Annotated in this window: 30 protein-coding genes and 1 pseudogene; 9 read left to right on the top strand and 22 right to left on the bottom strand. The window is 56.7% G+C overall.

Annotation, left to right across the window (positions count from 1 at the left end):
* Positions 1 to 118 precede the first annotated feature (118 nt).
* From VJ651_RS22855 to VJ651_RS22840, 4 genes are all read left to right on the top strand, one after another.
* Positions 119 to 1,108, top strand: coding sequence for a D-glycerate dehydrogenase (locus VJ651_RS22855; RefSeq protein ID WP_324109638.1), 990 nt, complete (start codon positions 119 to 121; stop codon positions 1,106 to 1,108).
* 323 nt (positions 1,109 to 1,431) lie between these two features.
* Positions 1,432 to 1,734 (top strand): hypothetical protein, encoded by a 303-nt coding sequence (locus VJ651_RS22850; protein ID WP_136419987.1) that lies wholly within the window; start codon positions 1,432 to 1,434, stop codon positions 1,732 to 1,734.
* 63 nt (positions 1,735 to 1,797) lie between these two features.
* Entirely contained in the window at positions 1,798 to 2,061 is a 264-nt protein-coding gene (locus VJ651_RS22845; protein WP_324109637.1) for a hypothetical protein, read from the top strand.
* Positions 2,062 to 2,092: 31 nt separating this feature from the next.
* Complete coding sequence (locus VJ651_RS22840) at positions 2,093 to 2,275, top strand: hypothetical protein (RefSeq protein ID WP_324109636.1); 183 nt, start codon at positions 2,093 to 2,095, stop codon at positions 2,273 to 2,275.
* Between the two features lie 153 nt (positions 2,276 to 2,428).
* Here the strand turns inward: VJ651_RS22840 and VJ651_RS22835 are convergent, their stop codons facing one another.
* From VJ651_RS22835 to VJ651_RS22805, 7 genes are all read right to left on the bottom strand, one after another.
* Positions 2,429 to 3,409, bottom strand: coding sequence for a diguanylate cyclase (locus VJ651_RS22835; protein WP_324109635.1), 981 nt, complete (start codon positions 3,407 to 3,409; stop codon positions 2,429 to 2,431).
* Positions 3,410 to 3,526: 117 nt separating this feature from the next.
* Entirely contained in the window at positions 3,527 to 4,549 is a 1,023-nt protein-coding gene (locus VJ651_RS22830; RefSeq protein ID WP_324109634.1) for an isocitrate/isopropylmalate dehydrogenase family protein, read from the bottom strand.
* Between the two features lie 387 nt (positions 4,550 to 4,936).
* A complete protein-coding gene (locus VJ651_RS22825) occupies positions 4,937 to 5,980 on the bottom strand; it encodes a dienelactone hydrolase (RefSeq protein ID WP_324109633.1) in 1,044 nt (347 codons plus the stop codon).
* A 157-nt stretch (positions 5,981 to 6,137) separates the two neighbouring features.
* Entirely contained in the window at positions 6,138 to 6,755 is a 618-nt protein-coding gene (locus VJ651_RS22820; RefSeq protein WP_324109632.1) for a hypothetical protein, read from the bottom strand.
* Positions 6,756 to 6,911: 156 nt separating this feature from the next.
* The gene (locus tag VJ651_RS22815; protein ID WP_324109631.1) at positions 6,912 to 7,139 is read right to left on the bottom strand and encodes a DUF2798 domain-containing protein; all 228 of its coding nucleotides are present in this window, start codon (positions 7,137 to 7,139) and stop codon (positions 6,912 to 6,914) included.
* 15 nt (positions 7,140 to 7,154) lie between these two features.
* Positions 7,155 to 7,730: a flavodoxin family protein gene (locus VJ651_RS22810; protein WP_324109630.1), complete on the bottom strand. Its 576-nt coding sequence runs from the start codon at positions 7,728 to 7,730 to the stop codon at positions 7,155 to 7,157.
* Between the two features lie 49 nt (positions 7,731 to 7,779).
* Positions 7,780 to 8,274 carry a DUF2938 domain-containing protein gene (locus VJ651_RS22805; protein WP_324109629.1) on the bottom strand — a complete coding sequence of 165 codons (495 nt, stop codon included), beginning with the start codon at positions 8,272 to 8,274 and terminating at the stop codon, positions 7,780 to 7,782.
* An 84-nt stretch (positions 8,275 to 8,358) separates the two neighbouring features.
* Between VJ651_RS22805 and VJ651_RS22800 the strand changes: the two genes are divergently transcribed.
* Together VJ651_RS22800 and VJ651_RS22795 are read left to right on the top strand one after the other, a co-directional pair.
* A complete protein-coding gene (locus tag VJ651_RS22800) occupies positions 8,359 to 8,790 on the top strand; it encodes a helix-turn-helix domain-containing protein (protein WP_324109628.1) in 432 nt (143 codons plus the stop codon).
* 313 nt (positions 8,791 to 9,103) lie between these two features.
* A complete protein-coding gene (locus tag VJ651_RS22795) occupies positions 9,104 to 9,259 on the top strand; it encodes a hypothetical protein (RefSeq protein WP_324109627.1) in 156 nt (51 codons plus the stop codon).
* Here VJ651_RS22795 and VJ651_RS22790 read toward each other — a convergent pair.
* Positions 9,248 to 9,700: a hypothetical protein gene (locus tag VJ651_RS22790; protein WP_324109626.1), complete on the bottom strand. Its 453-nt coding sequence runs from the start codon at positions 9,698 to 9,700 to the stop codon at positions 9,248 to 9,250. The two genes, VJ651_RS22795 and VJ651_RS22790, sit on opposite strands and share 12 nt — an antisense overlap.
* 410 nt (positions 9,701 to 10,110) lie before the next feature.
* Here VJ651_RS22790 and VJ651_RS22785 point away from each other — a divergent pair, with 410 nt between their 5' ends.
* The 3 genes from VJ651_RS22785 to VJ651_RS22775 all read left to right on the top strand — a co-directional run bounded on the left by VJ651_RS22785 (position 10,111) and on the right by VJ651_RS22775 (position 11,916).
* On the top strand, positions 10,111 to 10,875 hold the full coding sequence (locus VJ651_RS22785) for an isochorismatase family protein (RefSeq protein WP_324109625.1): 765 nt from the start codon (positions 10,111 to 10,113) through the stop codon (positions 10,873 to 10,875).
* Positions 10,876 to 11,175: 300 nt separating this feature from the next.
* Positions 11,176 to 11,601, top strand: coding sequence for a class III extradiol ring-cleavage dioxygenase (locus VJ651_RS22780; protein WP_324109624.1), 426 nt, complete (start codon positions 11,176 to 11,178; stop codon positions 11,599 to 11,601).
* A 57-nt stretch (positions 11,602 to 11,658) separates the two neighbouring features.
* A complete protein-coding gene (locus VJ651_RS22775) occupies positions 11,659 to 11,916 on the top strand; it encodes a hypothetical protein (protein WP_324109623.1) in 258 nt (85 codons plus the stop codon).
* 198 nt (positions 11,917 to 12,114) lie between these two features.
* On the opposite strand, the gene VJ651_RS22770 is transcribed toward VJ651_RS22775, so the two are convergent.
* The 14 genes and pseudogenes from VJ651_RS22770 to VJ651_RS22705 form a co-directional block, all read right to left on the bottom strand.
* Positions 12,115 to 12,399, bottom strand: coding sequence for a recombinase XerD (locus VJ651_RS22770; RefSeq protein ID WP_414691384.1), 285 nt, complete (start codon positions 12,397 to 12,399; stop codon positions 12,115 to 12,117).
* A gap of 464 nt (positions 12,400 to 12,863) precedes the next feature.
* Positions 12,864 to 13,079 (bottom strand): hypothetical protein, encoded by a 216-nt coding sequence (locus VJ651_RS22765; protein ID WP_324109622.1) that lies wholly within the window; start codon positions 13,077 to 13,079, stop codon positions 12,864 to 12,866.
* Between the two features lie 400 nt (positions 13,080 to 13,479).
* Entirely contained in the window at positions 13,480 to 13,947 is a 468-nt protein-coding gene (locus tag VJ651_RS22760) for a helix-hairpin-helix domain-containing protein (protein WP_324109621.1), read from the bottom strand.
* 418 nt (positions 13,948 to 14,365) lie between these two features.
* Positions 14,366 to 14,914 (bottom strand): hypothetical protein, encoded by a 549-nt coding sequence (locus tag VJ651_RS22755; RefSeq protein ID WP_324109620.1) that lies wholly within the window; start codon positions 14,912 to 14,914, stop codon positions 14,366 to 14,368.
* Positions 14,911 to 16,140 (bottom strand): hypothetical protein, encoded by a 1,230-nt coding sequence (locus VJ651_RS22750; protein WP_324109619.1) that lies wholly within the window; start codon positions 16,138 to 16,140, stop codon positions 14,911 to 14,913. The genes VJ651_RS22755 and VJ651_RS22750 overlap by 4 nt, the downstream gene beginning before the upstream one ends.
* A 758-nt stretch (positions 16,141 to 16,898) precedes the next feature.
* Positions 16,899 to 18,410 carry a tripartite tricarboxylate transporter permease gene (locus VJ651_RS22745; RefSeq protein WP_324109618.1) on the bottom strand — a complete coding sequence of 504 codons (1,512 nt, stop codon included), beginning with the start codon at positions 18,408 to 18,410 and terminating at the stop codon, positions 16,899 to 16,901.
* Between the two features lie 7 nt (positions 18,411 to 18,417).
* On the bottom strand, positions 18,418 to 18,855 hold the full coding sequence (locus VJ651_RS22740) for a tripartite tricarboxylate transporter TctB family protein (RefSeq protein WP_324109617.1): 438 nt from the start codon (positions 18,853 to 18,855) through the stop codon (positions 18,418 to 18,420).
* The gene (locus tag VJ651_RS22735) at positions 18,855 to 19,829 is read right to left on the bottom strand and encodes a tripartite tricarboxylate transporter substrate binding protein (RefSeq protein ID WP_324109616.1); all 975 of its coding nucleotides are present in this window, start codon (positions 19,827 to 19,829) and stop codon (positions 18,855 to 18,857) included. Before VJ651_RS22735 ends, VJ651_RS22740 begins: the two co-directional genes overlap by 1 nt.
* 153 nt (positions 19,830 to 19,982) lie before the next feature.
* Positions 19,983 to 20,648, bottom strand: a complete 666-nt coding sequence (locus tag VJ651_RS22730) for a response regulator (protein ID WP_324109615.1) — start codon at positions 20,646 to 20,648, stop codon at positions 19,983 to 19,985.
* A 73-nt stretch (positions 20,649 to 20,721) separates the two neighbouring features.
* Entirely contained in the window at positions 20,722 to 21,705 is a 984-nt protein-coding gene (locus tag VJ651_RS22725) for a porin (RefSeq protein ID WP_324109614.1), read from the bottom strand.
* A 391-nt stretch (positions 21,706 to 22,096) separates the two neighbouring features.
* Complete coding sequence (locus VJ651_RS22720; protein WP_324109613.1) at positions 22,097 to 22,666, bottom strand: flavin reductase family protein; 570 nt, start codon at positions 22,664 to 22,666, stop codon at positions 22,097 to 22,099.
* 98 nt (positions 22,667 to 22,764) lie between these two features.
* Complete coding sequence (locus VJ651_RS22715; protein ID WP_324109612.1) at positions 22,765 to 23,043, bottom strand: hypothetical protein; 279 nt, start codon at positions 23,041 to 23,043, stop codon at positions 22,765 to 22,767.
* A gap of 122 nt (positions 23,044 to 23,165) precedes the next feature.
* Positions 23,166 to 24,803 carry an ATP-binding protein gene (locus VJ651_RS22710; protein WP_324109611.1) on the bottom strand — a complete coding sequence of 546 codons (1,638 nt, stop codon included), beginning with the start codon at positions 24,801 to 24,803 and terminating at the stop codon, positions 23,166 to 23,168.
* A 75-nt stretch (positions 24,804 to 24,878) separates the two neighbouring features.
* Positions 24,879 to 25,095, bottom strand: a pseudogene (locus VJ651_RS22705) (hypothetical protein); the annotation flags it as partial.

Below are 25,095 nucleotides of genomic sequence, written 5' to 3'. Positions count from 1 at the left end.
TTCCGTGGACAGAGCAGTGAGTTCATGCAAGCGCCCTGCCTGGCGGTCTTAGCGAACAAACGCGCACGATGCTGCTCTGTTAGTATTTCAGCACTTCACTCAGCGTTTGCATACAGCCATGACCAAACCCGGCATCCTCGTCACCCGCGCCGTCTTTCCCGACTTACTGGAGCGTCTGTCGCACTATTTCGAGATCGAGTCGAATCAGGAAGACCGCATCTTTTCCGAGCAGGAGCTGGCGCAGAAAATGCGCGACAAGGACGGCGTCTACACTACGCCGAGCGAGCGCGTGTCAGCGCAAACCATCGCAGCCTGCCCCAAGCTCAAGGCCATCTGCAACATGGCGGTCGGCTACAACAACATCGATCTCGATGCCGCGACGAAGGCCGGCATCATGGTGACCAACACGCCCGACGTGCTCAATGAAACCACCGCCGATTTCGGCTGGGCATTGCTGATGGCAACCGCGCGCCGCATCACCGAGTCGGAGCACTGGCTGCGCGCGGGGAAATGGGAGAAGTGGCGTTACGACGTATTCCTCGGCGCGGACGTGCACGGCACCACGCTGGGCATCATCGGCATGGGCCGCATCGGGCAGGCGATTGCGCGCCGCTCGACCGGCTTCGGCATGCAGGTGATCTATCACAACCGTTCGCGCCTGAGCGAAGACCTGGAACGCGCCGCCAACCATGCGCGCTATGTCGGCAAGGAAGATCTGCTGCGCAATGCCGATCACGTGATCCTGGTCCTGCCCTACTCCGCGGCCTCGCATCACACCATCGCCGCCGCCGAGCTGGCGCTGATGAAACCGACGGCCACGCTGGTGAACATTGCGCGCGGCGGCATCGTTGACGATGTGGCATTGATCGCGGCGCTGCGATCGGGAAAGATCGCGGCGGCGGGCCTGGATGTGTTCGAGAACGAACCGAAGCTCCATCCGGATTTCCTCACGCTGTCGAACGTGGTGCTGACGCCGCACATCGCCAGCGCATCCGAACCGACGCGGCGCGCGATGGCCAACACTGCGGCGAACAATCTGATTGCGGCGCTCACCGGCGGCCGCCCGGCCAATCTGCTGAATCCGGAATGCGGGGCCGCGAAAGCCTGAGACAGCACAGGCAGACCGTCATCATGATCAATCGGACAAGCGCATAGCCGGTCCTCCTCGCACGCACCATCGACTGTTGCACCAAAACGAACAGTCCGCCCCAATGTGTTGGTTCCAACCCATCAGCGATGCTTGTCCGCATGTCAAGCATCGCGCCTCGTTCACACCGGCCTGATCCGAATTTCTCCTTGATTTTCAAGCGCTTGCGTGCGCACCGCGAGCCGCGAGCCACGACTGGCACGCTCCCTGCTGTATGTCCTTCAAGCGCAAGGAAACGCGCTACACCAACCTCGAATCCTTTAATTCCTTTCAGGAGCAACGCAATGAAAACCTTGATCATCAAAGACCTCGTCCGCAACGAAGAACTCGACCGCAAAGCCATGGCCAGCGTGCATGGCGGCACGGGCATGAGCAAATATTCCGGCGCATCGCCTTACATGCCGTCCTTCTTCGGCCCGATGACCGACATCTCGAAGAGCGACTTCAACTTCAGCGCCACGCAAGCGCTGGGCCAGAGCCAGAACACGCTCGTCAACAACGGCAACAACGTCGCCTTCGCGGACAACATCACGGCCAACGTGAACCCACACCAGACCGGCACCAACACCATCAACTTCGGCCACTAATCCATTTTGCGGCGGAGGCGCCGAATGCCTCCGCCCGTTCGCAACGCATTCAAGGAGAACAGCATGTCGCACATCACGATTCACGACCTCGACCAGACCAGGGAACTCGACCGCAAAACCATGTCATCCGTACGCGGCGGCAATTCCTGGCTCGCCGGGCTCGGCCCGGTAGCCAACGTCAACGTCGGCGTGAACCAGAACATCGTCCAGCTGCAGAACATCAACGTCAACGCGCTGAACAACGTAGGCGTGATCGGTGCCGGCTTCGGCCCGCTCAAGCTCGATGTCAGCCCGACGCAGTTTGCGAACGCCAACGCCAGCTTCTGAGCATAGCAACCGTTCCAGGACGAGGTACGCCATGAACCTCACTGATGAAATGCTGCAGGCGGCCATCAAGAAAGCGATCGAGGCAGGCCTGCTGCCGCGCCATCCCCGCCGGGAGGACGCGGAGACGAACAGGGAACTCATACGCATGGTGGTGATGGCTGCGTTGCGTCCGCAGTCGTCTGCATCGGACAGGAAATCCGTCGAGCGCAACTGAGTGGACATGAGCACTCTCCGGGCTTGCCAAGAGTACCTATCAAAATGCATAGCGAGCAGCCCTAGCCTGAATCGAGAAGCGCAGCCGCACATGATGTACGGTGAGCATCGCAGGTTCAGGATCGGGCTGCGCAGCAGCATTTTGATAGGCGCTCTATGGGGTCGCTGCGATGACAACCCGATTACGCCCCTCCAGCTTGGCCTGATACAAGGCCTTGTCGGCACGGCGGAAGGTGTCGTCCGCCGATTCGGAAGGATGGAAGGAGGCCACGCCGATCGAGGTCGTCAGCGCGACATCCGGAATCAGCGCTGACCATGGATGCGCCAGCACCGCCTCGCGGATGCGGCCCAGCGGAGCGAGCGCCGCCTCCGCCGTGATTCCTTTCAGCAGCAGCACGAACTCGTCGCCGCCGTAACGCGCGACATAATCGACGACCCGCATTTCGCGCCGGATGATCTGCGCAAATGCCTTGATCACTGCGTCGCCGGCCGCGTGGCCGTAGCAGTCGTTGACCATCTTGAAGTTGTCGAGGTCGAACACTGCGACGCTCGACGGCACGGCAAGCCGTTTGAATGCCGCGCATTCCTGCTCAAGATGCAGGTTGAGATCGCGCCGGTTGCCGACGCCGGTCAGCTCATCATGGGCCGCCAGCTCCTTGAGCTTTTGCATCGCCGATTCCAGCTCCATGGTGCGCTGTTCCACCAGCTTTTCGAGCGTCGTGCGGTACTGCTCCAGCTCCTGCTCCTGGCGCTTGCGCGCGGTCACGTCGCGCGCCGTCGCCACCAGCAATGCCTCGCCATTGACGTTGAAGATGGCCATGGAGGCATCCACGTCATAGATGTTGCCGGAGCGGTCGCGGAACTGGGTCTCGATGGAGGTCGTCTCCGTCGTCTGCAAGCGCTGGACGATCGCTGCGCGATGTTCGGGATGAACCCAGAGGTCGATGCTGGCCGAGGTGCGGCCGATGACTTCGTCACGCCGATAGCCGGTCAGCCGTTCGAAGCCGGGATTGACGTCGATGAACTCGCCCGTCTTCAGAATGGAGAAGGTCGCATAGTCCGGCATGGAGCGGAACAGGCGACGATATTTTTCGAGCTCGGTTTCTATCCCGGATGGTGTCGCAGCGTCTTTCACGTTTTCCCTGAGAGTGAAACGCGCCGGCCGGATTCAGGATGCCACCGACGCAGCGCGAAGCTGCGTCCAGTGTAGCATCGGAAAGATTTGTTTTCCTGAGCGGGTCCGCAGGACGCTTCAGGCGAGACGCTTGACCAGCGCCGCGGTGAATTCATCGGTCGATGCGCTGCCGCCGAGATCGCGGGTGCGGACCTGGTCTTCCATCAGGGTTTGCTGGATGCCGTTGCGCAGGCGTGTCGCCAGATCGCTCTGCCCGACGTGATCCAGCATCAGGCCGGCGGCCAGCAACAGCGAAATCGGATTGGCCAGGCCCTTGCCTGCGATGTCCGGCGCGGAGCCATGCACCGCCTCGAAGATCGCCGCGTCCTTGCCGATGTTGGCACCGGGCGCCAGTCCCAGGCCGCCGACCAGGCCGGCCAGCTCGTCCGACAGGATGTCGCCGAACAGGTTGGTGCACAGCAGCATGTCAAACTGCCAGGGATTGAGCACCAGCTGCATCGCGCAGGCATCGACGATGCGATCATCGACCGCGACCCGGCCTTCGTATTCCTTGGCCACCTCGCGTCCGGCTTCGAGGAAGATGCCGGTCAGGGCTTTCAGCACATTGGCCTTGTGCACGATGGTGATCTTCTTGCGGCCATGCTTGACCGCGTATTCGAAGGCATAGCGCGCGATGCGGCGCGCGCCTTCGCGCGTATTGATGCCGGTGGACACCGCCACCGCCTGCGGATCGTCGCCGACCGGGATGAAGTGTTCATGCGCGACGTACAAGCCTTCGATGTTCTCGCGAATCAGCACGATGTCGATGTCTTCGTAGCGGCCGGGAATGATGGTGCGCACCGGACGCACATTGGCGAACAACTTGAAGGCCTCGCGCATGCGCACGTTGGCGGAACGGAACCCCGCGCCGACCGGCGTGGTCAGCGGACCTTTCAAGGCCAGCCCGTTGCGACGAATGCTGTCCAGCGTTTCCTGCGGCAGCGGATCGCCGCCGCGCTCGACACCGGCCATGCCGGCGTACCGGGTCTCCCACGCAAAGGGGCTGCCGAGCGCCTCCAGCGCCTTGACGGTGGCCGCGGTGACTTCGGGGCCGATGCCGTCGCCGGGAATGAGGGTAGCGGGGATTGTCTTCGTGGTCATCGCGTTCGGATCAGGGTTGAAAATCCTGTCAGCTTAGCCCATGCGACAGGCTTTATCCAGCCGGTGCGAGAGCGCTGTTCGCCGCGTCGGCGGCGGTCTGACATCAGGGGAAATCGAGGACGTAATGGATGTCCACGGAATACACGGAAGGCACTGAATGAATCCTTTGCGTACTCCGGCGTTCGTTTTCAGCGTGATCGGCGAGGTAGGCATTCAGTCCGGCGGTCTTCGCCACCGTCAGCTAAACACGGGAAAGCGGCTGCAGGAAAAAGGAAGGCGTTGGACTCAAATCTACCCGAACCGGTCGCTGACACTTCCCAAATCGGACGCTGTAACGCCAACGCTCAGCGGCGCCATATGGCATTCACTTCAGCGAATTGTTAGCGGTCAATTGCGCCCTGCTGCCAGCTTTCGTGTGAAGAAGGAGGTAATAGCTTCATTGAGTCTCGGAACTTCGGAGCGACGGTCAAATCCCGGCGGGTCTCCGATCAAAGTGGCTACGAGTTGGGACATTTCAGCAGGCAATGGAGCTAGCAACGCCCCATGGCCTCCGCTCGGCAGATCGGCAAGGTGTTCGCAGGTATTACAGATTGCAAGTACCGCGTCGCCGTGAAACCTGGGAACGAGCCAGCGGTCAAGTCTGGCCGTAATAAGCGCGAGGGCAACTCGTGGCTGTTTTAAGGATTCTGGGTCAAAGTCGGCCGCGACTGGCACACCCGCAACAATGGCCGTGATACGCGGATCCACGTGCTCGTACCAAGCGTAGTCGTTGAACCTATAGTTGTGGACGGACAGGACGATTGCCAGTTTTATTCTGTCCAGAGGCCCACCTGTCAGAGATGTGGTCAGACCGGCGCAGGTATGGAAGTCATCGGCGATATTTTGTCGGCAGTGCGCGCGAAGTCGGGATGGAGACCAACGTCCCCCTGCAAGCGATAACGCCGTATGGCCGCCGGCAGACATGCCATACATTCCAACATGTGTGAAGTCCAAGGCGTGGCCAAACAATGGCTCGTCACGCACCCTGTCGATGGCTCGGGAAACTTCAATCGGCCGGCGCTTCCAACTCGGAGGGCCGGGCTCGCTGTCGTCCTTGTAGTTATCCGCAAAGTGCTCGGGTAGTGCGACAGTGAATCCTGCCAATACCAATGTTCGAGTCAATTCGAAGTAGACCCATGGCGATGCGGGTGATCCATGCGAGATTACAATGAGGCGTTGATTGCCGGATGCAGGAGGCGCATCCAAGGCAACCTCCAACTGAAATCCGCCACGATGGTGCAGTTTGGCCTCTGCGGTTGCGGGGTAAAAAATCGTGACTGGGCCGGATGACGGATTTGAAGGGAGTTCCACCATGCCTACCGAAGCAAGCACTGAGGACGCCCAAGTAGATAAAAAGGCCAGAGTAAGGATCCGAAACGATGCGAGGCACATAGTGATCTCTGTAATAGCTTACCGCTAAATTAACAAGCGTCCGGCACGAGGCCCCAGCGATAAGTTTGGTTGATTTCGGCATTGATGTATTCAATGCCAAGGGTGGCAAGAACCGGGGCGTCATCTAAATGAATTGATGCCGAATTTGGCTGCGGATTTACTCGACTTGCATGAAGTCTTCAATGTCATTCATTAGTCTGGCAACGTCCCTATCCGAGGAAATAACGTACACATTTTTCTGTGGCGCATACGATTCGATTTTTTTCCGAAATTCGCAGGTCCATATTTTTTTTCCGCGATAAAGATTCCACCAGCTCGTCACCGTGCTACGGACCATGGGACTTCCGTCAGGCCACCCTTCCGGTTTCCTGAACGGGCTAAGTACGAATCGCTTTGCGACCCACCAGCAATGCTGCCACATCGGCCTATCCACATAAATCAAGGTGTCCGCTTCAGCAAGGCGCTGGCGAAAGGTCGTCAGGGTGCCGAATCCCTCAATCAGCCAGCAGTCCTGCCTGAGAATCGCTGCATGTCTTTCGAGGTAGACGCTCTCAGGCACCTTGGAGCCGCCGACTTCGTATTCAATCAGGTCTAAGGGATGAAGAGGAATATTTGTTCTTCTGGCGATTGCCTTACTCAAGGTGGATTTCCCTCCTGCAGGCTTGCCAAATACCGCAATTTTCCGCATTGATGGCCTGGGTGAATCGCCAATACTGGCTAAGGTAATGGTCTTTTCGGTAGCTTGATGGACCAACTTGTTGAGACGTGATGCCATGTTGACCTCCATGGAAAGTGTTTTGGCCTATGAGGCAGGCATCAGAAAGAACCCGCCTCGGGGGCGGGTTGCAGTGAAAAAGAAAACGCGCTAAACCGTTCACCTTCCCCAGATCAACCAATGGCTGCTTTCTGTTCAAGAAGTTACACAGACACCTCAAGTTTTCGTCACCAGAGCGCCGACTATTTTCTGCGTGAATGGCGCGACCAGCATGACTGTTGGAAATGCGATCAACCAGGCCGTGAGCCAGGCTGACACCCAGAGGGCCAGAAAGCCGTCAGCCAATCCCGCAGCGCGAAGCGTCGCGATCCCGGAGACCAAAAGCGACATCAGTCCGGAAAGAAGGAGGCTGAACAACATCGCCCCATATTTTTTGGGAATCATAGGATTTTCTCCTAATCAATTAAGCGTTTTGTTAGAAAGGCGGTGCGCTGTCTCGGCAAAGTTTCGGCCAAACATCCTGGCTGTCTTGATGTCGCCGACAACAAAGGAATCAGCGGCTGCCGAGTGCCCGGCCTGAGCCATCAACCCGGACCACGAGCCCAGGCGGTTAGCGGCTTCGTCATAAGGAACGCCGCGATGCTGCTCGGGAAGGATGGGATTGCCGACCCACAGCATTCCGTGCTGCATGCAGAAGGTGAACAAGGAGATCAACGTCGATTGTTTATCACCGGCAGGAAGCGATGAAACAGTAAAGCCGGCGGCCAGTTTTCCCTTGAGTTGCTGGGTGCGCCACAGCCCGCCGGTCGAATCCATGAAATTCTTGAAGGGCCCTGAAACACCGCCCAAGTAAGTGGGTGAGCCAAAGAGGAAACCATCGAACTCAAGAAGATTGTTGGGCGTCGAGGTTAATTCCTCAGCCTTGACGAGATGAACTTCGGTATCGGGCATGCTCCGCGCTCCTTCGGCAACATGCTGGGCGATATGCTCGGTATGGCCATGGGCGCTGTGGCAGATGACGGCTAGTTTTTTCATTTCAATGACTCCGAAGAAAATTTGGTTTTCTTGGTTAGGGAATAGGCGTTCATCGAAAAATCCATTCGATGGCGCAAGCGGACAGGAAAAGACCAAGGCCAAAAACGCTGTGGTTGATCACGCTTCTGATGCAACTCTTGATTGGTGTGGGTGTCTTTGAGGCTGCAACTCCCAGGCCCATTGCTGGCTGCATGACCAAGAGCGGAAATACCACCGTGCAAACACCCACCAGAAGAGCTATGCCGAGCGAAGGCGCTCTTGCCCAAGCGACACCGGCTATCCTTGTCAGCAGGAATGCGAAGGCAATGCCTACTGCGTAATGGGTGATCCAACCCAATGAGGTTTCATTCGCTATTGGCGACGCTTTGCCGATTGACGCATGTGCAATCCGGCCATGGAACAAATGCCCGACCCAACGCCCGATGAAGGCGAAATTCAGGGCCTGCCCCCCGAACCGCTTAAGGAACATCAGCCAGATATCCATGACGAATGTAGCTCCGCACCCTATTAGGATGACCCTCACGATTTCTTCAATTAAGGTCATGACGTACTCCTTTGAAAGTTGACGAATGAGACTCTGGAGTGCACTCTAGAAGTTGAAGTCAACTTCAAGTCAAGAGGTATTTGGATGGATATTTCTGAAGTCAGCAAACAGACCGGGATACCTTCGTCGGCCCTGCGCTACTACGAACAAAAGGGACTCATCACCTCGGTTCGCGAAAAAGGGGAGCGGCGCCGCTACGGCACAAACGTGCTGGACCAACTGGCCTTGATAGCCCTTGGGCAGGCTGCTGGGCTAGCTCTCGACGAAATTCGGTCGATGCTGTCGCCATATGGTCCGCCAAATATCGACAGGCAATTGCTTGCTGCGAAGGCAGACGAAATTGATGCGCTTATCAAACGCTTGAAAGCAATGAGTAGCGGGCTCCGCCATGCGGCGGCTTGTCCGGCCCCCAGCCATGTTGAATGCCCTAGCTTTCAGAAGTTGTTGAAATCTGCGGCAACAGGTGCTCTGGAAAAGCGGTGGGGGAAAACAAAACTTCATGGTCCGCGCAAGTAATGCGTTTGGGCACATGGTTCAGTTGGCCTAAATTCTCACAACCACCCGGCAAAAGTTTTCGCCAAATGTCGGGTTTCGAAGTGGAACAGCCGCTCAAACTACTGTTTTGCGGTAAGGCCAAAGACCGCTCTTGGCCGATTGTAGCCAGTAACAAACGACGGGACCCGACCCGTTGCCGCCATTCAACGAAATAATTCTAAAGTCAGCTTAACAACAGAAAGCGGCCGCAGACACAAGCCACTCTGAGAGGGTGTTGATTTTTGGCCCGTCAGAGGGCATAAGAAGCCCGCCGCCAAGGCGGGTTTTGTGCTTTATGGAAGAGGATTACCTGAAAGCCGCCAGCAAGCGCGCAATGGAGCAGGCTGAGAGGTATTGCTGGGATCCGCTGTCAGCGCAGATCATGGTCGAAATCAGCGAGGCACTGATGTTCGCCGCGCTCACTGAAAGGAATTTGAGTTTAGGTGACTAGGCAATTGACCGTTCCATTTTCGATTCCAAGATGATGCATGAACTCCCGAAGAATCAATACGCTGGCTGAAAACGACCGCATTTCTACCGGCTCTATGTCGGAATAAGATCGACCTTGGGTAACCGCAGCAATGTGGCTGAATTCCCGTTCAACGGCATCAAGATTGAAGGTTGAGTCCGGTTCGCTCGAAAAGCGGGCAGGGGTCGGGAAATCCTTCACCAGAATCTCGCGTGAAGTAACGGCTTCAATTTTGCGTGCCAACGGCATGACATGCTCTTCCACAATTTCGATTGCAGATTCCATCTCGAATGCCGATGGCGTTCTTAAGTCCGTTCCAAACAGGTTGGCATGGCCGAACGGCAAACGTGCCTGCATCACCTGCGAGCTGGTTTGGTCTTGCCACTGCACGATGATTTCAGTTGCGCCGATTTGCAGCATCACGGGGGATGCTGCGGCAGGCCGTGCTTGTGAGGAGGGATCGGTACGATCGGAAGACATAATGAGCCCTATTCATAATGACGCTTGAAAGACGCAGCATGGGTGGACAAACCGCAAGCAATGCCGCTGCCAACGCGCTTGCTTCACCATCCCGATTTGCTCGGCAGGTCCAGTAGACTTTATCCCGCTTCGAGCATCGCCGCTGCTCCGCTTCCTTTTCGCGATGTATGTCCTATGCTGTATAGGCGTCCGGCCATCCTGCCCAAGAAGTGATTAAAGGCTACATATCCAGTATTTTCTCAGCGCATCGTTTATCACTTCTACGGAGCAACGCGCAGTGAGATGCATAGTCATTAACCCGCTATATATGAGAGCATTTTCATCGATTTCACACTCGGTGATGAAGGAGGATCATGATGGCCACGCGTCCTGCGGATATTGTCAGCCCGACCAACACCCAAATCCTGCCCCCCAAAACATCCGTCGAGGACGCACGCCGCCAGGGGCGCGCTCCCTACGACAAACCCACGCCTGCCAATACGATCATGTTGTTCATCGACCATCAAATTGGACTGATGGCCGGAATCCGGGACTTCACCTCGCTGTCGGAATACAAAAGCAATGTAGTCGGATTGGCACGTACCGCCAAGGCGCTGAAGATTCCGGTGCTGCTATCGAGCTCGAATGCACAATGGCAGAATGGCGACACGCTGGCTGAACTCAAGGAGATTTTCTCCGAAGAGCCTATCTACCGCCGCACCGGCATCATCAATTGTTACGAGGATCCCACGTTCCGAAAGGCGCTGGAAGACGTGGTGAACCAGACCGGACGGCGGCACATTGTCATCTCCGGGGTGACCATCGGAACGTGCTGTGCATTTCCAACCCTTTCAATGCTGCAGGATGGGTACAAGGTGTTTCCTGTGATCGATGCCTGTGGCGGATGGAACCGTTACGAGGTCGAGGCCGCCATGCTGCGCATGGCCAACGCGGGTGCCGAACCGGTCACCACATTTGCGTTTGCGTGTGAACTCCAGGCCGACTGGAAACTGCCATCCGGTAATGACATGTTTGCGCCGTTCGTTGAGAACTTGCCGGAATACGGCTTTATAGTGCAAAACTTTTGGAATAACGCGAACCAGCATGTCGTGCCAGACCCGTTCGGCATGGTGAAATAGAGTAACGCTGCCCTGTTTGCAGGCTAACTGCTGTTAGCACAAAATGGGCTGCAACCGCCGGTAAACAATATCCTGAGCGGCTGCGCCCTTGCCAGGAACAAGTCCACCAGGATAAGAGCCATTCTGTAACACGGGGAACTGGAGTTCCACGGCGACTTGGAGTGCGACGAACCATGAACCATGTCGCCAAAATGCCCACTGCGTTCATAGGCCACGACAGCCCCATGAACACGCTAGAGCACAACCGCTTTACAGCAGCCTGGCGCGAACTCGGGCAAGCGTTACCGCGTCCGCGCTGTGTTGGCGATCTCCGCGCACTGGTTCATCAATGGCAGCGCGGTGACGGCGATGCCAAAGCCGCGCGTCATTCATGACTTCTATGGTTTTCCCAGAGAGTTGTTCGAATTTGATTATTCTGCCCCAGGGGCACCTGATGTTGCAGAGGAAATCGTGCAGGTGGTTCGTCCGGGGTTTGTCGCGCTCGATCAGGATAGCTGGGCGCTGGATCACGGCACTTGGTCAGTCCTCGCCCACGTATTCCCCAAGGCTGACGTTCCAGTCGTACAGCTTTCTGTCCATGCAGGTGAAGACATTCGATACCACTTTGAGCTTGGGGCACGGTTAGCGCCACTAAGGGAACGGGGGATTTTCATCATTGGCAGCGGTAATGTGGTACACAACCTGCGGCGGGTTGATTCGCATCTGACAGACCAAGCTTACGATTGAGCACAGGACTTCGACATTGCGGTCAGGCAAACGATGACGACGAGGCCCGAAGATCTCATGAACATCGCGAACCATCCCGCGTATTCCATGGCAGTACCTACTTCGGAGCATTTCCTCCCTTTGGCTTATTTAGCTGGCCTATCCATTGCGGCCAAGCAACCGGCGGAAGTATTGGTGGACGGCGGCACCATGGGCGCACTCACGATGACGAGCTTCGTACTTGGCTGTGGAACGATGAAAAAGACAGACTTGGTACAGTCTGCGGCACTTTTGCCAAATCCGGCGGAAGTGCCTCCTGAGCACACCAACACTTGAGCCCGAGGAAGAAACTGCCCAAAAAGATGGCATCACTAACCGCTTTTGCGCCGGATTTGTTCTTCGATACGTTGGTTCCAAACGTCCGGTGTCGGGCTACAAGCAGTCGGTGCGCTCGGCTGATGGAGTGGCCGGTGTTGGCTGAGGAACCGCACGCACACAGTGGCCGCTATCGTGCGGCTTGCGACCCCGCAACCGTCACCAGCCTCGTACATCAAACTTCCATCTGTTCGGCAATTTCAAGCGCATCGTCGACTTCGATCCCTGCGATACGTCGCAGACACGCAATCCGACGAGATCACAGCCGCGCAGCTTGCTGTCGATGGCCAAGTTAAACAAAGCGAGATCGCGGACCTTATGGGCCATTTGTAGGCGTGTACGGATTTCCCAGATTTCTCTGAGCTTCAGCGGCGCCTTTTGACCGACTAGCTTCCCCTTATTCCACGGACTATGGGTTGCAGAGGCGTTAATGTTCGCTTCCATGAATTCCTCCCGTTTTTGAAAGGAATTTCATTCTGTGCCGATTTTATGGAGTGCGCGATAACAGACCAAAAGCGGTCGGCCGGCTACCGAAGAGATTTGCCTGAGCCCGACCCAAACCCGCCGGACGAGCCTCTCCGAAGCAGCCATTCGACACAGTGTTCAAGGCTTACAATTTGGCCGAACTGAAAACCGTAGCCCATGTCCGCGTGCTCGGTGAGGAGAAGGCGGCTTGGTTCAAAGACACTGAGGACAACTACCTCTACATTCATGAAAACATTCTACTGGTGTAGCGCGGCTAGCGACGGCTAGCATTCAAAATGATCTGCGACGTGACGTAACGATGACGTGAAATGGCCGGCGCACGGTCCTCCCTGAGCCAAACTATCTGGTGCACGTATGTGGACCTTCTCCTCTGCGATGTTTCGACTCCCCAAGGCATTGCAGATATGTGGAAAGAAGGATGACTATTCCTTCTTCCCAAACATGCCACCAAGACTAGACCCGATCCCGCCAAGCTTGTCAGTTATGCCAGATCCATCAGTCATGAGGCTGTCGATTTGAGAGGCAACCGGCGCAGGTAGCTTTTCCTTTAGAAATCCGACCACTGTTTCCACTGCAACCGCTGCTTTATCTTCTGGCAGTCCCGTTCGTTCAATCAGACGCTGGATAATTTCGTTCATAGTCTTTCCTAGTCGAGTGGGTTGGATCACCGAGAGTGGATTTCAACCCCGTGAATACAACGAAGCGCGTATAGGGACGTTACTAGCAATATCGAGAAATCGATTGAAACCCATCAATGAACCAGTCTGCAGCCTGTGACCTAAAATCCAAAAAGGCAAAAATTGCCGCGCTTTTCTGTCTGGGATTCTTGTGAAGGCAGGCATAATGGAAATCTCGGATCAGAATGCATTGTTGTGAATTTGCGATGCACACAATTGGTTTCCGAAAAGCATCGCGCTACAGTGATCGCTAGGCCGTAGGCCAGAAGTGTCGATCGGACTCGGGGCAGTCCAACGCGTATGTGTCCTCCAGACTAAACACAGAAGATAGTGACTAGTCTGGAGTCGTGCGTCTGGCGTGTTAGTGCGTAGCGGACGTGCCCGACTGCGACTTCTTGTCTATTCTAGAACTGCCCTTGCCACTCGCAGCAGTGCCCCCGCTGCTCATGCTTGCGCCGCTAGATTTATCCGCTTTGTTACGGCTGGGAGAAGAGGACGACGTCGCTGCTGCAGCCGATGTGCTCGTCTTCTGGTCTTTTGACGCAGTTGTCGTGCCCGGCTTGGACTTGCCGTCGATGGTCAGGCCCGCTTCGGACATCTTCATGGCGCTCTTGTCGCCAATGCCTTTGACCCGGCTTTCAAAGTCGTTCCAGTCCTTGAATTTGCCGTTCTTATTGCGTTCGTCAATGATGGTTTTAGAGATCTTCGGGCCGATGCCCTTGATGCCGTCTAGCGCGGAGGCGTCAGCCTTGTTCACATCGACTTCCGCGAAGGCCAAGCCAATCGACATCCAGAGAACGGCAAACATGAAAAGCAGGCGTTTAAGCATGGTTTTCTCCTTCGTTGAGACAACGGTGTAACAGCACTGTCCGTATGGCTGTGACAGCCAGCCTTGAAAAGAATTCAAGACTGGCTGTGAGGAAAATAGTGGTCGCCAGGATCTCTGCGTGTACCTTCGGTTAGTGTCAGGAGACACCTTACCTTCAAAGCGCCCACAAACACTCCGACTTAGAAGATTGCCCAACGACAGGTCATGGCCGGCAGTACGCGGTGCGCAAAGATTCCGGAATGTCTGGGATAGATCGCCTACCCGACGATCTTGCACCGGCTGTAAAAGGTGCCTGGCAACCCATTGCGATCAATCAGGTGCAACGCGCTTTTCACCAAGCTGAACTGACCCATCTTCATCGAAAGCCGGGGCAGTTCAAGCCGAATTTCGGAAAAACTAAGGTTTCTGGGTTGTGTATTTAATCTGCAGGAAGTTCAAACTCGAGCATTTTGGATTTCCCCACAAAACCAATTCCGTTATCGCGACAATATTGTTCAATCTCTAAAGAAAACTCGGCTGTCGCCCGTGGCCCCACAAGAACTGAGTCGATAAAGTTTGGAACATGTGCGAAAGAAATCGGCTTAACGCACGCTTGCTTGAACCAAGCGGCCATCGATTCTTCTAGTTGAGCCATTGTCATTGCGCCCTGATCGACGAGACTTTGAATGCTCGCGCGTATCGCTTGCGGAGGTGCAGAAAAAGGAAGTCTTCCTTTTTCGATCCATGATGTATCGATGTTTGACATCAATCTGCACTCGCACTCATGTCTGTAGATCGGTTTCTTTGTGCGAAAAACTTCACCGAGATGAATCTGACCATCTCGAAATACCCGACTAAGTTCGGGTGATAGTTTGATTTCCTTGTAGTCTACGTCGATGACCGAGACATCTTTCAGTAAACCAACTTTTTCCCTCGTCGTACCGATCCGAATAGCGCGCCCGTTTTTGCCATACGCTTCCCACATCAACGAGCTTTCATCCTCTGCAGACCACGACTGCATGTGAACGGTTTTGCGAAGATCTGAGAGTATCCCGACGAGCATTTGAGCATTCTTATGTCCGTTTCGTAGAAGCCAGTCACGAACACGATTACTACCCTCGTCAGAGTCAAGCGCTCGCAGAATTGGTCCCTCCGAAGGATCCTCCCATGCGTCGTAAGTAACAAATCCGAGCGCCTTATTGGCAATTTCTTCCTTGAGTCGGTCAAAACCAACGATCCGATAAAGGCGAGCGGAATTGTCTTCCATAGATTTATGGTTATCCAGATGATCTGATCGTCCTCAACTATGCCATTTCCAAGGCATCGCAGAGTAAATTGCGCTTCTCCAAGTTTATCTACAATTTTATATGCGGCCGCTCCTGCGTAGCGAAGCTTTTCATCCACAGACGCAGGTTTCAACGCGGCATTTGGGAAGCTCGAAGATTTCGTCGATTGATAAAGAATTCCATCAAGCTGGGGTGCAGACAAAAAGTCTTTTGCGAGGGCACAGGTTACATCGTAGAGGCCGAAACTCTCCTCATTTTTTTTATCGCTTACCTTTGCCGTCAAAATTGAATTCATAAACTCATCACATAAATGGACTGCTTCCATTGCGATCGGATTTGCGAATTTCCGAAGTAGCTCATATATTTCCTTGAACGTTGGATGCAAATTAAATGGCACCGGAATGCCACGCCTAAAATAGTCCATGATGCCAATCGGCATAATATGCAGAGCCCCCGGCTTATCCCCTCGAGTTACCGAATAGAGAAGATTAATAACGTCATCCTTGTTCGCATCAATTTCTGCTAAAACGGTGCTCACGCTAGCGTTTTGGGTATCTAAGCTTGCGTAGAAGATAGACTCGCCTGCTTTATTCAATCTATTCTGGCGAGTCTTGTGTGCGATTTCTGAAGGAATATATGAAAGGCGAGAAGTTTTTCTGTAGAAGACGCCGCCATCATCCTCCGAGTACTTTACGCCTCGTGTAAAGAGCGTATTTGAACTTAGCGGTATCGATACGGGAACTCCTAGAGTGTAAGCGGTAAGCCTCGCAACATGCGATACGATTCGAGTTTCTTCAAGTTTGCGTATCCCATCAACATGCGCCCGAAGTTCTCCCACTATCTCCTGAACTATTGCACGATGTTCGGACGAATTGCGATTCAATTCGCTTGCTTTGGCTAAAATTTGTTGTTGTATATTTTCATTCATGTTTCCGCCCTACCGTGCTGTTAAAGAGACTACGGAGACAACTCGTCAAGTAACTCTCTAGTTGTCACCGACCCATATATATATATATATAGACCCCAGTGTTGGGAGACATTGTATTGTCTAGCAACAAATGGGAACCTGAGAAGATCAAACGGTTAATGGCCGAGAAATTGCAGAATGGTAGCTATTGGCGGCGTCTAGGCGCCTGCTTCCAAGAAGGAATCAAGAGACGTCGAAGGTCCGGTATTGAGCGCTCAAGATCGCCCGTTACTGACTCCTTATGGCCGATTTCTGTCCGTCATTATTTTCTTGTGACAGCCGGCTTCGCCCCCCTTAGCGGACCGTCCCCAGCTTGATTCACTTGCTTAAAGTGACGGAGACGTTGATGACAAGTTACTGTAATGGCTGCGGACGAAGAACCGGGCTGGGCGCCCACAAGCGACTGTTACATGCATCCTTGGACTGCGTACTTTTCGCGAGACGCGCCGAGTCTCTTCCATGCCTTTTGTTGAAAGCAGTTTCTGTTCTATGAAAGGGAATTCATGACGGTCCACAAAAGACAAAAAATATTGCGCCTTTCCGTGTTTTCCGTGGACATCCATAGCGTTGCACCGCGCCGCTTAAATTCGTCTGCATGAACTACTATCGTCCACAAAAAACACGAAAAAATGCAAAGCAAGATTCTTCGTGTCTTTCATGGATCGAGTAGTGACTACACGCCATGACCCTGGCAAACCGGCGGCGCTCCTAGACTGCGATTACACTGCAGCCCCCACCACCGCCTGCTGCCGCCTGAGCTTGCGATACAGGCGCGGCCCGAACACCATCGCCACTGCCGACAACCACAGTCCGATCGAGATCGGGCTTTGCCACAGGATCGAAACATCACCATTCGTGATGGACAGCGCGCGGCGCAGGTTCTGCTCCATGATGTCGCCCAGCACGAAGCCAAGGATCAGCGGCGCCATCGGCACCTGGCATTTGCGCAGCAGATAGCCAAGGATGCCGAAGGCCGCCATCAGCACCAGGTCGAAGGTGGTCGCGTGCACGCCGTACACGCCAACCGCGCTCACCGCCATGATGCCGGGCACCAGGGCCCAGTTCGGCACCTTCAGCATGCGGGTGAAGATGCCCGCCAGCGGAATGTTCATGATCAGCAGGATGACGTTACCGACGAACATCGACGCGATCAGGCCCCACACCAGCTTCGGCTCCTGCTGGAACAGCGCGGGGCCGGGCGTGATGTTGTACAGGGTGAGCGCGCCCATCATCACCGCCGTCGTGCCCGAACCCGGAATGCCGAGCGTGAGCATGGGTACGAAGGAGCCGTTGGCCGCCGAATTGTTCGCCGCCTCCGGAGCCGCGACGCCGCGGATGTCGCCGGTGCCGAAGGTGCCTTCCTTGTCGGTCAGGCGCTTTTCCATCGAGTAGGTGATCGCGCTGGCCACGGTGGCGCCGGCGCCGGGCAGCACGCCGACCACGAAGCCCACTACGGAGGAACGCAGGGTGCCCCACCAGGTGTAGGCCATCTCCTGCAGGTTGAACATGTTGCGTCCGGTATCGGGGATGGTGGCCGGTCCGTGGAAGGCGTGCTCCAGCATCAGCAGGATTTCGCTGACCGAGAACAGGCCGATCACCACCACGATGAACTGGATGCCGTCGCCCAGGTGCACCGAGTCGAAGGTGAAGCGATACACGCCCGAGTTGGCATCCACGCCGATGGTCGACAGCGACAAGCCGATGATGGTGGCCAGCACGGCCTTCACCGGCTGGTCCGCGATCAGTCCCGCGATGCAGGCAAAGGAGAAGATCATCAGTCCGAAGTATTCCGCCGGGCCGAAAGCCAGCGCCCACTGCGCCAGCAGCGGCGCCGCGATCGCAATGCCTATGGTCGCCACGATCGAACCGACGAAGGAACTCCAGGCCGAGATGGACAGCGCCACGCCGCCCAATCCCTTCTTGGCCATCGGATAACCGTCGAGCGCGGTCATGATCGCGCCGGCGTCGCCGGGCACGTTGATCAGGATGGACGAGATGCGCCCGCCATATTCGCAGCCGATGTAGACGGCGGCCAGCAGGATCAGCGATGCTTCCGGCGGCAGCTTCAGCGCGAAGGCGAGCGGCATCAGGATGGCGACGCCGTTGATCGGCCCGAGACCGGGCAGCAGGCCGACCACGGTGCCGAGGAATGCGCCGAGGGTCGCCAGCAGCAGGTTCATCGGCTGCATCGCGACGCCGAAGCCGGTGGCCAGGTGTGACAAAGTTTCCATATTCCCCTCAACCAATCCAGTGAAGAATGCCCAGCGGCAGCACGACGTCGAGCAAGCGGTCGAACAGCACGTACAGCAGGATGCCCAGGCCGATGCCGCCCAGCGCGCACTGGCGCCAGCTGCCGCCGAACACGCGGCCGACCGGCAATGCCATCAGCGCGGTCGCGATCACGAAACCCAGCGTCTGGAACAGTGCGACGTAGACGAGGACGGCGCCGGCGCAGATCGCGATGTGCAGCAATTGCGCGCCGCGCGGCCAGTCGACCGGCAGCCCCGGCCGTAGCGCGAGCCAGCCGCCGCAGGCGGCCATGGCGAAAGCAAGCAGCAGAGGAAAGGCGCGCGGGCCGACCGGTTCATACTCCACCGGTGCGACATAGCCCCAGGCGCCCACCGCCATGCTGCCGGCCACCAGGATGGCCAGCAAGCCGAGGATGCGGTCGCTCATCATTTCGCTCCGACCAGCCCGAACTCTTCCGCCAGCTTGCGGTATTGCTGCACGTAGCGCTTGATGTAGGTGTCGAGCATGGGGCCGGTCATCGAGAACGGATACATGCCGCGCTCTTCACGCAGCTTGGCGAACTCGGGCGTGCGCATCATCTTGTTGAAGGCTTCGGTCCATGCATTGAAATCCGCATCGCTGACCTTCGGCCCCATGTAGAAGCCGCGCACGATCGGCCATTCCACGTCATAGCCCTGCTCCTTGGCGGTCGGCACCTCGGCCAGATCGCCGGGCAGGCGCTTGTCGGCAAACACCGCGAGCAAACGCACGTTAGCGCCGGCCTTCATCTGCGAAGAAAGTTCGGACGCGTCGCCGGAATACACCTGAACATGACCGCCCTGCAGTGCGGACATCGCCTCGCCGCCGCCTTCGAAGGCAACGAAGCGCATCGTCTTGTGGCTGACGCCGGCAATCTTGGCCGTCAGGGCGGCTTTCATCCAGTCCTGGCTGCCCACCGTGCCGCCTGCACCGAACACGATCTTGCTCGGGTCGGCCTTGAGCGCCGTGGCCAGATCCTTCAGCGACTTGTAGGGCGAATCCTTGCGCACCGCCACCACGCCGTAATCGGCGCCGACGATCGACAGCCAGCGCACGTCGCTCTCGGTGTACTTGCCGAACTTGCCCTGCGCGATATTGAGCAGCGAACCGCCGGAGTAGGCGACGATGGTATTCGGCTCCGCCGAACGCTGGCCGACAATCGCGTTGTAGGCCACGGCGCCAATGCCGCCCGGCATGTAGGTGATGCGCATCGGATCCTTGATCAGGTGCGCGTCGAACAGGCCGCTCTGCGCGAGTCGGCAGGTCAGGTCGAAGCCGCCGCCGGGTTTGGCGCCGGCGATGCATTCGGTCTTGTCGAACGGGCCGGCCACGGCCGCTCCGACGCAGAGGCTCAGCGCGAGTGCGCAATACAGTTTTTTCATTTTGTCTTCTCCTTTGTCATCTTCCCGGATACGCAGACCGCTCCGGGTGTAGGTGGACTTTAGCAATCTGAAGCTGTCAACAGGCTGTCAGAAACAAACGTTTATGCCGAATTGCATGACATGCAAGAACCGAGGTCATGGACTTGTCCAGGCCTATCTCAATTCCAGCAGATAACCGATCCCACGCAGCGTCACCACATGCACGCTGCTGCCGATCAGCCGCTTGCGAACGCGATGAATCAGCACCTCCACTGCCTCCGGCAGCACATCCACCTCGTCGGCGAACACGCGGTCGTGGATTTCCTGTTTCGACAGCGGCTCGCCGGGATTCTGGATGAGCGCGCGCAGCAAGGTGTATTCACGCTTCGAGAGACTCAGCACATTGCCGTTCAACAGGAACTGCCGCGTCTTCGTATCGAACACCAGCGGACCGCACGCCATGCGCGGATGTTCGGAGCCGCGCGAACGCCGGATCAGCGCCATCAGCCGCGCTTCCAGTTCATCGATGGAAAAAGGCTTGGCGACGAAATCGTCCGCGCCTTCACGCAAGGTGCTGACACGCTCCATCAGCGAATCGCGCGCCGTCAGGATCAACACCGGAATCCGCGCATCGGCCTCGCGCAGGCGGCACAGCACCGCATGCCCGCCCCTGCCCGGCAAGCCGAGGTCCAGGATCAGCGCATCGTACTTCTCCTGCCGGATGCGATGCTCGACCAGGCGGCCGTCATCCACCCAGTCGACGACATAGCCGTTCTGCTGGAGCGCGCGGCACAACCAGTTCGCCAGTTCCTGCTCGTCTTCCGCCAGAAGTAGTCGCATAGCGTCTCGCAAATTCGTGCATGGCCTGCGCGGGCGCAAACACCGGCCCGCGCAGTTGCTTCTCAACAGCCTGTCAGAACTTATGTCGTATACCCGCGTAGAAGGCCGATACATCCGCCGAACCGGCAGGCTTCAGATTCAGGCGACCATACGAGGTGTACAGATTGGTGCGCTTGGACAGCGAATGCAGATAACCGATCGCCCACTGGTCGCGGTCCACGCCACCGACTGCGCCGCTGCGCTGATCATGACGAATCCAGGAAGCGAGCACGGTGCCGACGCTGCCCACAGGCGCGCTCACACCCAGCATGACATCGCGGCTGCGGCTTTTCGACGCGGCGCCGGTGGTGTCGTCGCCGTTCGTCGCGAAGGCCGCATGCAGCTTGACCACGCGGAAGTCGTACATGCCCGCCAGCAGCGCCGTGTTGGTGCTGCCGGTGTCCGTCGCATTGTTGGCGTCGTGGTAAGCGAACTGCACATTCAAGGGCCCGTTGACGTAACCGACCGATGCGCCGAGATGACGGCTGGCGGACGTGTTGCCCGCGACTTCGCCGAAACCATAGGCCAGTTGCCCGGAGAAGCCGTTCAGCTGCGGCGTGAGGTATTTCACCGTATTGTTCATGCGCACGCCATAGGTGCTGAACACGTTGTTGATCGCACCGGACAGTCCGGTGCCGAACGGATCGATATCGTCGAGCACCTGGAAGATCGGCGTGAACTGACGCCCGAGACGCACCGTGCCGTAGCCGCCATTCAGTGCGACCCACGCCTGCCGGCCGAACAGCAGGCCGCCGCTCATGGCGCCCGTATCGACGGCATAGCCGTTTTCCAGATTGAAGCTGGCCGACATGCCGCCACCGAGATCCTCCGTGCCCTTGAAGCCGAGCCGGCTGCCCGACTGCACGCCGCTGTCCATGCCCCAGGTCGCCGCGCCGTTGCTGACATCGGTGCGGCTGATGCCGACGTCGACCACACCATAGATGGCGACGTTCGTCTGTGCCGCGGACGTGCCTGCCAATGCGCTCAGGACCGCCAGCGCAATCAGTGATTTTTTCATTGTTTCCTCTCCTATGAATATTTGTTGGCGCCCGGCCTTGTTCGTCATGAACAGCGTCCCACTGCCGCGGCGATGTCATTGAATGACGCGGCAAGAGTAGCTTTGCGAACCTGTCAGTTTGCTTTCGGGAATTGAAAGCTTGTGGTCATTTGGATACAGAGCGATACCGTTTCACTGCGCGCCGAAATCGACAGGCAAATGAAAGGATTGAAATGAGACACTTGCTGCGTAGTGCGAGGGAGTTGCGCCAAGCCGTGCGGGACTTCCGCCTCTATGTCTCCAGAGGATGTTCTTCTCCCGCGATCACCTCGATCGCGGGAGTTCTTTGCAGGTGACGGATCAGTTCGCTTTCCGAGAATCGGCAAGCGCAGGAATGTTGTTGCTTAAAATTTCAGCACGGCTTGTCCGCCTCGAAGGCCTCGCCGGTCTCGAAAAAATTGCCACCCGCGACGTAGTGAATGCTGCGCGGACTGCCCGCCTCGAACGACCAGCGCCCGTTGCCGAACGCGCGCGCATCGGCCCATGCCGCCACCACTTCGCCGAGGAACAGATCGTAGCGCTCCTGGATAGGTGGCTCGGGGATCACGCGACACTCCAGCCAGCCCAGGCAGCCCTCCAGCAAAGGCGCTGCGATTGTGTCGCCAGCAAACGCAGCCAAACCGAACTCGCGAAACTTGTCGTGCTCGCGTCCCGACACCGAGCCAACCGCCAGCGTCGCCTTCGCCATCTCCCTTGATGGAATATTCAACGCAAATTCGCCGGAACCCTCGACCAGTTGACGCGTGAGCGTATTGCGATCGATGACCACGGCCACCTTCGGCGGCGAAAAATCCAGCGGCATCGACCATGCCGCCGCCATCACATTGCGCGCACCTCCGTGCGCGCTGCTGACGAGCACGGTCGGGCCATGATTCAGCAAGCGATAGGCTTTGGCGAGTTCGACCGGGAGACGTGTGGACATAGGAAAACCGATTTCTGTTATTGAACTGATGTGAAGTATGCAGCCACTGGTGATGGCTTGGTTAGCGAAATTTCGTCAACCCGTCGGCGCCTCCCCAGTCAACATTTATTCGGCAGATTGATACAGGATTTCCAGTTTCGGCAACGCCGCCATCGGGCAGCTTGCAAAGCCACCCGATGGCGGCGTTGCTCGACAGGGAGAAAATCAGGGATGATGACGACGGCCTCCTTAGCCTTCGCTGCGCCAAAGGGATGACTGGTCGTGCCACGCGTCTTGCAGTAGTCCATCCATTTGTCCCAGCCGCTGCGCAAATAACCCGGTTCGCTACCTGTACGGATCAGGGCTGTGATCGCGGGCGGCGAGTGCAGCTCGCTCAATAGGTCTTAAGCGCTCTTAAACCTCAAGGCCGATCTTAACCGCCTTGGATGCACTTTATAAGTCTTTGATTTATATGTAAGTTTTTAAATTGTTAAGGCTTCTAAACATCATTAAGCTTGCTTTATTTTTCTTTCCTTTCGACAAAGAACCAACGCGCCCAGCGCCGCAGTCCCTTGAGCTCGACCCGTCCTTGCTCATGCAATTCTTTTAAAAGTCGCTGCACGGCATTTTCCGATAATGCGGGCAAAACCTGCCGGAGTTCCGCCAAGGGCGCTCCGTTATCACCTTGTTGGCGCAAATGCTGCTCCAGGAGCGACTTGTTGGTTTCATGATCAAGTCCGCGCATCCTTGTATAGGTGCCTTTCGCACCGATTGCGGCATAAAGGCCGTGAGACAGCATGTATCGTGTGCCTCGCCCCCTGCCGACGGATTCGACGGCGCCAACCTCTATCAAGCCAGGAAGACGATCTTTCAATACTTCCGGTAAAACAGCATCTCGCCGCAAGTAGTCGAGTGCAAGAAAATCGTGGGTTGAGAATGATCGCAGCCGCGCGTCGCCAAGGCGTTCGAGATAACGTACGAAGGCAGGGTTATCGACCATCCCTTCCAGCGTCAATCTGACTTCATGCGCTGACGTACCCGCGAAACTTGGCAAGGGTTTGCTTTGCCGAATCGCGCTTTCCACCATCAGATTCATGCCTTGCCCGGAACGCTCGATCAAGCCACACTTCGCCAACGCTTCGGCCAACCGCCGGTTCCGTGGGTTTTGCTGATCGAGGATATTGTCGGCGGTTATACCAGGAGGAAAACCACCTGGGCTCACGATCTCAAGTCGGCGACTGAACTGGCGCACAAATACAGAGCCGCCCAAGCGGTAATCCCGGTGCGCAACCGCATTAAGCAATCCTTCCCGAATCGCGATCTCATCGAAGGTGGGAATTTCCATCCGAAACAGATCTTCCTGATAACTTTGCCTGTCGTTGCGCAAGTTGATCCGTTGCCACAACGCGTCATGAATCAGGAAAAATCCTTCGCGATACTCCTGGCGATCCGCCGCAGGACCGGATGCTTCCGATGATCGGTATTCGAACACGATTTCCGCTTGGGCCAGATGCCTTCCCAATGCAAATCGCGCACCAAACAAAATCAACGCAGCGTAATTGATCCGGCCATCGACCAGCAACTCAGCATTGATGAGCGTTTCCTCATCTGTCCATTGCAGCCGGCGCGGATCCGCAGCCTTCCTAGCCCAGCGTGCGCGAAAATCAGCAATAGCTTCCGGTGCCAAATCTGCGAGTGTTGCGCCGGGACATGCTTCAGCCGAAAAATCGAGGCCAGCCTCGGCGAACATCGCTTTCAGCTCCGCATCACCTAACGGTACCAAATCCTCGCCGGCACGCTTGAGATAGCGGCCATTGTGATTCCATGCAGTGCCCGGCAGACGACTGGGCACATGCACTATCACCACGCGTTCACCATCGGGTGTGAAGAGTTCTTCAACTGGAACGCGATGGCGCAAACGTTCAAACAAACCGCCTTCGGTTCTACCCGGCTCCACAAAAGCAGCAGTTCCCACTACTCGACGCGGTCGACGATCGGTCACACCGAAAATTATCTTGCCTCCGCCTTCATTGGCCAGCGCGACACAATAGTCCACCAGCTTTTCGAAGTGGTAGTTTTGCGACGCCTCCTTGAATTCAATCTGTGGCCCCTCTGGCGCTTCGATATATGCCTTCAACTGGTCTGGCGATGTCTTCATGATAAATTCGAATCGATGTGCAAAAAAATAGGGCTCGATATTGAGCCCCATTTTAAAGTAAGGACGGCAGTCAACTTACACGTCAATATTCCCCGCCTGCAGCGCATTCAATTCAATAAACGCCCTTCTCGGTTCCACATCATCGCCCATGAGCGTCGTGAAAATCTGATCCGCCGCAATCGCGTCCTCGATCTGCACCTTCAGCAGACGGCGCACCGTCGGGTCCATCGTGGTTTCCCACAACTGCTCGGGATTCATTTCACCCAGACCTTTGTAGCGCTGCTTGGACACG

Source organism: Noviherbaspirillum sp., from assembly GCF_035254865.1.
Lineage (GTDB): Bacteria > Pseudomonadota > Gammaproteobacteria > Burkholderiales > Burkholderiaceae_D > Noviherbaspirillum.
The sequence above is the reverse complement of the archived record's forward strand: the minus strand, read 5'-3'. Positions and strand labels throughout refer to the sequence as shown.